The sequence below is a fragment of the Streptomyces sp. NPDC058239 genome, from assembly GCF_042882185.1.
Classification (GTDB): Bacteria; Actinomycetota; Actinomycetes; order Streptomycetales; family Streptomycetaceae; genus Streptomyces.
Genome location: NZ_JBHVWS010000125.1, coordinates 1 through 5,523, shown reverse-complemented (window position 1 = coordinate 5,523; position 5,523 = coordinate 1). Strand labels below are relative to the sequence as shown.

The 5,523-nt window shown below is 71.3% G+C and carries 1 protein-coding gene; it reads right to left on the bottom strand.

What is annotated here, in order from left to right; all coding sequences use genetic code 11:
* Positions 1 to 5,523 (bottom strand): amino acid adenylation domain-containing protein (locus tag ACFVYE_RS47080; protein WP_389609731.1); only part of this gene is annotated, 5,523 nt, incomplete at both ends.

Below are 5,523 nucleotides of genomic sequence, written 5' to 3'. Positions count from 1 at the left end.
CCTCCACACCATCCGCCACCACAGCAACCGCATCCGGCATCCGACCCACCCACACCCCGAACAACTCCGGCACACACACCGCCGGCACCTCAACCGCCGTGTCATTCCACTCCGACACCACCCGACGACGCTCAACCTCACCCAACACATCCACCGCACCCAACCGCGTTCGCGGGTTGGTGGTGACCGCGTCCAGGACGCGCACCCAGCGCTCCGCGAGCCGTTCGCCCGAGGCGCGGTCGAAGAGGTCCGCGGCAACGATCAGCACACCGTTCAAGCCGGCCGGTGCGCCGTCGGCGTCGAAGGACTCGGCCACGTTGGCGTCCAGGTCGAACCTGGCCACCGTGGTGGCCGCGGGTATCGCTTCGGTGCGTACGCCAGGCAGATTTACGACAGCGTCGGCGTTGTTCTGCAGGGTGATCATCACCTGGAACAGGGGGTGCCGGGCCAGGGAACGCGTCGGGGCGAGTTCTTCCACCAGGCGCTCGAACGGCACGTCCTGGTGGGCGAGGCCCGACAGGCCCGCCTCCCGCACCCGGGTGAGCAGCTGACGGAACGTCGGGTCACCCGACAGATCCGCACGCAGCACCAAGGTGTTCACGAAGAAACCGACCAGGTCGTCCAGGGCCTCGTCGGTACGGCCCGCGCTCGCGAGGCCCATGGGGATGTCGGTGCCGGCGCCGAGGCGCGACAGCAGCACCGCGAGAGATGCCTGAAGCACCATGAATACCGTCACGCCCTCAGCACGCGCCACCTCCACCAGACGCGCATGCACCTCCGCCGGGATGTCCAGCGGCAGTCGGTGGCCCTCATGGCCGGCCACCGCCGGACGCGGGTGGTCGTAGGGCAGCGTCAGCTCTTCGGGAGCACCGGCCAGCGCCTCGCGCCAGTGGGCGACCTGACGGGAGAGCATGCTCTCCGGGTCGTCCTGGTCACCGAGGAGTCCGCGCTGCCACAGCGCGTAGTCCGCGTACTGCACCGGCAGCGGTTTCCACTCGGGCGCACGGCCCGCACAACGCGCCTCGTACGCCACCGACACATCCCGTGCCAGCGGACCCATCGACCAGCCGTCACCGGCGATGTGGTGCACCACCACCACGAGCACCTGCTCATCCGGGGTCACTGCGAGCAGTTGGGCCCGGATGGGCACTTCGGCAGACAGATCGAACTCATACCGCGCCGCTTCCGTGACCGCGGCATCCACGCCTGCCGCAGTGACGTCACCCAACAGCAGCTCCCAGTCCAGTTCCTCCGGAGCCAGGACACGCTGGTACGGCTCACCGCCGTCGGTGGTGGCCATCACCGTGCGCAGCACCTCGTGACGGGCGATCACATCGCACAGCGCGGCATTCAGCGCCTCCCGGTTCACCCGGCCTCCCAGGCGCAGTGCCACCGGGATGTTGTAGGTGGAGCTCGGGCCCTCCATCTGGCCTATGAACCAAAGGCGGCCCTGCGCGTACGACAGCGGAAGGCGCTCGGGGCGCTTCTGTGCCGTCAGGGCGGCCCGGGTGGTGCTCCCGCCGGCGAGGCGGGCGGCCAGGCCGGCCGCAGTGGGTGCGTCGAACAGCTCCCGGATCTCAAGGTCGACCCCGAGCGCCGAGCGCACCCGGCTGGCCAGGCGCACCGCGAGCAGGGAGTGCCCGCCGAGGGCGAAGAAGTCGTCGTCGACCCCGACCGACTCCACCCCGAGGACCTGCGCGAAGACGGCACACAGGATCTCCTCGCGCGCGTCGGCCGGAGCACGACCGGCCGTGGTTGCGGCGGCGATCTCCGGGGCGGGCAGGGCCGTGCGGTCCAGCTTCTTGTTCACCGTGAGCGGCAGTTCGTCGAGGACGACGACCGCCGAGGGCACCATGTACTCGGGCAGGTGCTCGGCCGCGAGACCGTTGAGCGCCTCGGGCAGATGCGCCGTCGCCGCGCCGTCGGCGGGCACGACGTAGGCCACCAGGCGCTTGTCACCCGGGGTGTCCTCACGGGCGATCACCGCGGCCTGGGCAACCGAGGGATGCCCGCCCAGCACGTTCTCGATCTCGCCGGGTTCGATGCGGAAGCCTCGGATCTTCACCTGGTCGTCGGAGCGGCCGGCGAAGACCAGGTTGCCTTCAAAGGTCCAGCGAGCCCGGTCGCCGGTGCGGTACAGGCGGGCCCCTGCCGGGCCGAACGGGTTCGCCACGAACCGTTCCGCGGTCAGCGCCGCGCGTCCGAGGTAGCCGCGGGCCAGTCCGGCACCGGACACGTACATCTCGCCGGTGACACCGGGCGGGGCGGGGGTCAGGTGCTCGTCGAGCACGTACACCTGGGTGTTGATGACCGGGGATCCGACGGCCACCTCGGCGGCGTCGGGGTCACAGCGCCACAGGGTGGCATCGACCGTGGTCTCGGTCGGGCCGTAGGAGTTGAACATCGCGCGGCCTCGCGCCCAGCGCGCCATCACCTCCGGCGGGCAGGCCTCGCCCGCCACGGCGAGCACGGTGTCCGTGCTGATCGACTTCTCGTCGAGGGTGGCCAGGACGGCGGGCGGCAGCGTCACGTGCGTCACGCGGTGGGCGGTGAGGAACTCGGGCAGCGCCGTGCCCAGGCGCCGCTCCTGCGGGACCACCACCAGGGCGGCCCCGGACAGGAGCGCCATGAACCACTCCCAGCCGAAGGTGTCGAAGCTCGCCGACGCGAACTGCCCCACGCGGTGCCCCGAGCCCACGCCGAAGTACCGGATGTGGCCGGCCACCAGGCTTGCCACGCCTGCGTGGGACACCAGGACGCCCTTGGGGCGGCCCGTGGACCCGGATGTGTAGATCACGTAGGCGGGGTGGGCCACCTTCAGCGGAGCCCTCCGTTCGTCGTCGTCCAGCTCGGCCGACGGCAGGGCGTCCAGCGCCCCGGCAACCTCGGGCGAGTCGAGCAGCACGACCGTGGCGGCCGTCTCCTGCGGGAGTACGGCGGCGGTGGCCCGCGTGGCGACGACCGCCACCGGGGCCGCGTCGGCACACATGTACGCGATCCGGTCGGCCGGGTACTCCGGGTCGACCGGCAGATACGCAGCCCCAGCCTTGAGTGCCCCCAGCAGTGCCACGATCAGGTCGACGCCACGCTCCAGGCACACCGCGACCACGGACTCCGGACCCACACCCCGGCCTGCCAGCAGCCGCGCCAGACGATTGGCACGCGCGTCCAGCTCCGCGTACGACACCTCGACGCCCTCGGCGACGACCGCCACCGCGTCCGGGGTACGGGCCGCCCACGCCTCGAACAGCTGCGGAATCGTCCCCGTCGGCACCTCGGCCGCGGTGTCGTTCCACTCGGTGAGCACCTGGTGGCGCCGGGCGCCGTCGAGCACCGGGATGCCGCTCAGTGGAGCGTCGGGGCCGCCGTCCAGCGCCTCTTCCAGCGCAGCCACCAGGTGCGCGGTGGCCGTGCTCACCATCGCCGCCACGGCGTCCGCATCGATCGGAGCGACCGCGTCCACCGTCAGCCGCAGCCCCTCACCGTCGTCATCGAAGATCACGGTCAGCGGGTAGTTGGTGCGCTCGCGGACGAACACCATCTCCATGCCGTCGCCGACCTCGGCCACACCACCACTGAATCCGGTGTTGTGACGGTAGTTGAACACCGAGGTGAACAGGGGAGCGTCTCCCGGCACGCCGCTGGCCTGCTGCGCCAGCGTGAGCGGCGCGTGCTCGTGCTCGAGGAGTGCGGCGAGCTGACCGCGCATCGCCCGCACCGCCGCGAGGACCCCGGTGCCGTCGCCCAGGCGTGCCCGCACCGGCAGGGTGTTCATGAAGGGACCGGGCACCCGGTCCGCACCGGCACCGGAGTTCATCCGCCCGAACAGCACCGTGCCGAACACCACATCGTCCCGGCCGCTGACCGCGTCGAGGACCCGCGCCCACGCCACGTGCAACACCGCGGCCGGGCTCGCACTGAGCCGCCGTGCCGCCTCACGCAGCCGCGCCTCGATGTCCGCCGCGACGTCCCGCCGCGCCTGCACCGAGTCCGCACCGTCGCCGTACGCGTCGACCAGGCCGTACGGCGCGGTCGGCTCGTCGACGTCGCCCAGCAGGTCGGCGAAGTACCGCTCGTGCGCGGCCCGTTCCACCCCGCCGCGGGCCTGCGCGACGAAGTCGCGGAACGGCAGCGGCTCGGGCAGTTCGTCTCCCCGGCCGGCGAGGAACGCCTCCACCTCACGCAGCAGGAGTGAGACACCCGTGTGGTCCTGGATCATGTGGTGCACGCGAATCAGCAGCAGCCAACGACCGTCCGTGACGGCCGCCGCGTGCAGCCCGAGCAGCGGCGCCCGACTCAGGTCCACCGACAGACCCACCGCGGCCAGCAGATCCTGCACCGGATCCGTGCTCTGCGCGTCGAGTTCGACTTCCTCGAAGGGAAGTTGGGCCTGCCGCCACACCACCTGAACCGGCTCGCGCAGGCCCTCCCACACGATGGCGGTTCGCGCGATGTCGTGCCGGTCCATGACCTGCTGAAGCGCCTTGGTGAACGCGCCCAGTCGCTCGCGGGAGTCGAATTCCAGCACCGTCGGCCTGACGTAGGCGTCCTCGCCGCTGTCGGCGAGCAGGTGGTGGAAGAGCAGCCCCTCCTGGAGCGGTGCCAGCGGGTAGATGTCGGCGACGTTCGCCGCGCCGCCCTCGACGGTGGCGACGACCCGCTCGATCTCCTCGGCGCTCAGATCGACCAGCGGCAGCATCTCCGGCGTGATCGCCTGCGCGCCCTCCGGAATCGCGTTCGGCGGAACGACGACGCTCTCCGCGCCGGACGCGATCGCGAGCCCGGCCACGGTCGGGGTCTGGAAGAGCGCCCGCACCGAGACGGAAACGCCGCGGGTGCGCAGGATCTCGACCAGACGGATCGCGAGGAGGGAGTGACCGCCCAGGGTGAAGAAGCTGTCGTCCACACCGACGCTGTCCAGGCCGAGAACCTCGGCGAACGCCGCGCACAGGATCTCCTCGCGAACGGAGGAGGGGCCGCGGCCGGAACCGGTCGTGTACTCCGGGGCAGGCAGCGCCTTGCGGTCCAGCTTCCCGTTCGGCGTCAGCGGCAGCACATCCAGGACCACCACCGCCGAAGGCACCATGTGCTCCGGCAGACGCCCGGTCACGAACTGACGTACTTCCTCGGTGACTTCACCATCACGGTGATCCTGGGAGGGGACCACGTAGGCGACCAAGCGCTGGTCACCGGGGATGTCCTCGCGGGCGATCACCGCCGCCTGGGCTACCTGCGGGTGCGCGGCGACAACGGCCTGGACCTCACCGGGTTCGACTCGGAAGCCGCGGATCTTGACCTGCTCGTCCGCCCGGCCCAGGTACTCCAGCCGGCCCTCCGCGTTCCATCGCACCAGGTCACCCGTGCGATACAGCCGCTCACCGGGCTCACCGAACGGGCAGGCCACGAAACGCTCCGCCGTCAGACCCGCCCGGCCCACATACCCGCGCGCCAGACCCGCACCGGCCACATACAGCTCACCGGCAACCCCCGGCGCCACCGGAGACAGCCACTGGTCGAGCACGT